Here is a 3,812-nt window from a genome sequence, read left to right as displayed (position 1 = left end):
GGAGTAACCGATGGCCGACGGATTTCCGCCCATGGGCGCTTCGGCGCCGTACCAGGTCACCGACGAAGACCGCGCGGCCATCGCCGCCGCTATCAGCCAGGACGAGATCGTCGAGCTGGCCCTGACCCTGGGCAACATTCCCGCGCCGTCGGGCAAGGAGCTGGAGGTCGCCAACTACGTCTACGACTGGATGGCGCGCGAGGGCTTCTCGCCGCGCAAGGTCGGGGCGACGCCGGAGCGGCCCAACATCATCGGCACGCACGGCGGCAAGGGCCCAAATACAGTGGGGGGCAAGAACCTGCTGTTCACCGCCCACCTCGACACCGAGGCGCCGACCTGGAACCCGGACCTGGACGCCTACAAGTACGGCCCCGACACCATGGCCAATCCCGAGTGGGAGAAGTGCTGGCTGGAGGACGGAAAGCTGTACGGCTATCCGATCGCCAACGATCGCGGCCCGATGAGCTGCTTCATGATCGCCGCCAAGGCCTTGAAGAAGGCCGGCTACGAGTTGGCGGGCAAGATGTACCTGACCGCCTGTCCCGGCGAGATCGGCCCCGAACCGATCGAGGAGCATCGCGGCGTCGCCTATATGGGCAAGGACATCGGCGCCCACTACCTGTTCCATCACGGCGGGGTCGCCCCCGACTACGCCATCGCCGCCGAGGGCTGTGACTTCGGCCTGACCTGGGTGGGCTGCGGCTATGCGGTGTTCCGCTTCCAGGTGTGGGGGGAGGGCGTCTTCACGCCGCTGCTCGACCACCCGGCCACGGCGGCCCAGCACCCCAACCCGATCTACAAGATCGGCAAGCTGACCGAGGCGATCCACGCCTGGAGCGGCGCGTACGAGAAGGCCAATCGCTACGAGAGCGTCGGCGGCGTGGCCCAGCCCAAGTCGCAGATCGCCTCGATCCGCGGCGGCATCCCGTTCGCCTTCGGGGCCGGAACCGAGCTGGTGAACCTCTATCTCGAGGTCGGCCTGACCCCGAAACAGAAGGTGGCCGAGGTCCAGCACTCGCTGGAGGCCATGGTGCGCGAGAACGGCCTGGGTCGGATCGACATCGAGCCAGTCGTGGTGCGCCACGGCTTTGAGGCGGACGCCCGTGAAGTGGCGCCGCTGGTCGCCGCCGTCGACGACGCCACCAAGCTCAGCCTGGGTCATCCCGTGGCCTTGGCCAATCCGGTCTATTCCAGCATGTGGCGCGACCAGAACGTGTTCAACATGCACCGCATCCCGGCCATCACCACCGGCTTCCGCCGCTGGCGGCCGACCCCCCAGGATCTGGTCGACAGCGCCCTGGTCTACGCCCTGACCGCCCTGGCGGTCTGCGGCCGGGCCAGCCCCGACGACAGCGCCAAGCGCCCGGCCTCGGCGGTCTATCCCGACAACCCGTTCGGAAACGAGTGATGGCCCTTCTTGAAAAGCATGGCGCTGTCAGAGAGCTGGCGCCCGAGCCGGACCACTTCCGCAAGGCGATGGGCAGCTTCGCGGCGGGGGTGACCGTGGTCACCGTCTGTCACGACGGCCGGCTTGTGGGCACGACAGTCAGCGCCTTCAGCTCGGTATCGATGGACCCGCCGCTGGTCATGGTTTGCCTCAAGCGCGACAGCCGCACCCTGGCGGCGCTGGGCCAGGCCAAGAGCTTCTGCGTCAACATCCTGGCCGGCGACCAGGGCGACCTGGCCTATCGCTTCGCCAAGAGCGGGGCCGACGACCGCTTCGCCCTGACCGCGGTGGAGTCCGGCGTCTGCGGCCATCCGTTGCTGGCCGGCGCGGTCGCCTCGGTCGAATGCGACCTGCACGCCGCCCATGACGGCGGCGATCACGAAATCCTGGTCGGCCGCGTCCTGCGCGTCGTGGTCGACGAAGCCAAAAGCCCGCTCGTCTACGTGCGCGGCGGCTTCCTGAACGTTTAGTTGGAGTTGGGCCGCATGGCTTACGACGTGCTCGATGTGAAGCCGATGACCCGCCGGATCGGCGCGGAGATCTTCGGCGTCGACCTGGGCAAGCCGCTCTCGAACCGCCAGTTCGAGGAGGTGCACCAGGCCCTGACCCAGTACCAGGTGATCTTCTTCCGCGACCAGGAGATGACCCACGACGCCCACAAGGATTTCGGGCGCAAGTTCGGCAACCTGGCCATCCATTCGGGCGTGCCGGGCCTGGCCGAGCACCCGGAGATCGTGGCCATCCACGCCGACGCCGACTCCAAGTTCGTGGCCGGCGAGAACTGGCATTCGGACCTGACCTGCGATCCCGAGCCGCCGCTGGGCAGCATCCTCTACATGAAGGTCCTGCCCGACGACGGCGGCGACACCTGCTTCGCCAGCATGTACGCGGCCTACGAGACTCTGTCGGACAAGATGAAGGCCTATCTGGAGGGCCTGTCGGCCGAGCACGACGCCAATCCGGTCTACAAGGCGATCTTCCCGGACATCGACCGCAAGTATAATTGCTCGGTCCACCCGATCGTCCGCACCCATCCGGTCAGCGGCCGCAAGAGCCTGTTCGTCAACCCGTCCTACACGACGCGGATCATGGGCGTGTCCAAGGCCGAGAGCGCGGCGATCCTGGGCTTCCTCTATCAGCACGCCCAGAATCCGGACTTCCAGGTGCGCTTCCGCTGGAAGAAGAACTCGGTGGCCTTCTGGGACAACCGCTGCACCTGGCACCAGGCGATCTGGGACTATTTCCCCGACACCCGCACGGGCTACCGGGTGACGGTGGCGGGCGACAAGCCGGTCTGAACTCCAAAAGCAGCTGTCATCCCGGACGAAGCGCGCAGCGCGAAGATCCGGGACCGACGCGTGAACTCAGAGCTTCCGGCGGTCCCGGATCTTCGCTTCGCTACGTCCGGGATGACAGGGAAGGGGGTGTGAGTTTGAAAGATCGCCGCATCCTGCTCCTCGGCGCCGCCGGCGGCATCGGTTCCGCGATCCGCGAAGGACTCGCCGGCCGCTACGCCCTGATGCGTCTCGCCGACGTCGCGCCCATGCCGTCGGCGGAGCCGGGCGAGGAAACCGTCCACGCCGACCTCCTCGACGTCCCTTCACTAGTCGCCGCCATGACGGGGATCGACACCGTCGTCCACATGGCCGGCGTGCCGGTCGAACCCGAGGCCAACGCCTGGGAGCAGGTGCTGCCGGCCAATATCGTCGGCGTCCACAACCTGTTCGAGGCCGCGCGGCTGGCGGGCGTGAAGCGCGTGCTGTTCGCCTCCTCGCACCACGCCGCCGGCTTCCATCGCCGCGACACGCCGACGGCGGAGACCCTGGTCCCGCGGCCCGACAGCTACTACGGCGTCAGCAAGGTGTTCGGCGAGGCCATGGGCCGGATGTACGCCGACAAGTTCGGGCTGCAGGTGCTCAGCTTGCGGATCGGCGCCTACCGCGACCGGCCCTTTGACATTCGTCAGCTGTCAGTCTGGGTCAGTCCGCGCGACATGGTCGAGCTGGTGCGCTGCGGGATCGAGGCGCCCGATTTCGACTATGCGACCGTGTACGGAGTCTCGGCCAACACCCGGAACTTCTGGGACAATTCGGAAGTGGGGTTCTTGGGCTACGCGCCGAAGGACAATGCCGAGGATTGGTCGGCGGAGGTGCTGGCGGGTCCGCCGGAGGATGCGTCGGCCGCGCCGTTCCAGGGCGGGTGGTACTGCGCCAAGGATTTCGTGGGGAATGTGGAGCGGGTGGACTGAGCCCCCTTACAGCCGCTCATCCCGGCGAATGCCGGGACCCAGATCCCAAAGCGGGGTGGCTGATTGGAAGAGCTCAGCGCTGTTGGCGTCAGCCTCAAAGCCATTCCATCTGGGTCC

At 67.2% G+C, this 3,812-nt stretch carries 4 protein-coding genes; all 4 read left to right on the top strand.

The features are described 5' to 3' along the window. Nucleotides 1–31: 31 nt before the first annotated feature. The 4 genes from AC1DZ6_RS21105 to AC1DZ6_RS21090 all read left to right on the top strand — a co-directional run bounded on the left by AC1DZ6_RS21105 (nucleotide 32) and on the right by AC1DZ6_RS21090 (nucleotide 3,695). Nucleotides 32–1,408: a zinc-binding metallopeptidase family protein gene (locus AC1DZ6_RS21105; protein WP_477099093.1), complete on the top strand. Its 1,377-nt coding sequence runs from the start codon at nucleotides 32–34 to the stop codon at nucleotides 1,406–1,408. Next, entirely contained in the window at nucleotides 1,408–1,917 is a 510-nt protein-coding gene (locus AC1DZ6_RS21100; protein WP_477099092.1) for a flavin reductase family protein, read from the top strand. Before AC1DZ6_RS21105 ends, AC1DZ6_RS21100 begins: the two co-directional genes overlap by 1 nt. Before the next feature lie 15 nt (nucleotides 1,918–1,932). Next, the gene (locus tag AC1DZ6_RS21095) at nucleotides 1,933–2,745 is read left to right on the top strand and encodes a TauD/TfdA dioxygenase family protein (RefSeq protein WP_477099091.1); all 813 of its coding nucleotides are present in this window, start codon (nucleotides 1,933–1,935) and stop codon (nucleotides 2,743–2,745) included. Between the two features lie 128 nt (nucleotides 2,746–2,873). Continuing rightward, complete coding sequence (locus AC1DZ6_RS21090) at nucleotides 2,874–3,695, top strand: NAD-dependent epimerase/dehydratase family protein (protein WP_477099090.1); 822 nt, start codon at nucleotides 2,874–2,876, stop codon at nucleotides 3,693–3,695. Nucleotides 3,696–3,812 lie beyond the last annotated feature (117 nt).

The sequence above is a fragment of the Caulobacter sp. P1_B12_2 genome, assembly GCF_056406675.1.
Note: the sequence above shows the minus strand (reverse complement) of the source record. Positions and strands in the feature narration are given on the sequence as shown.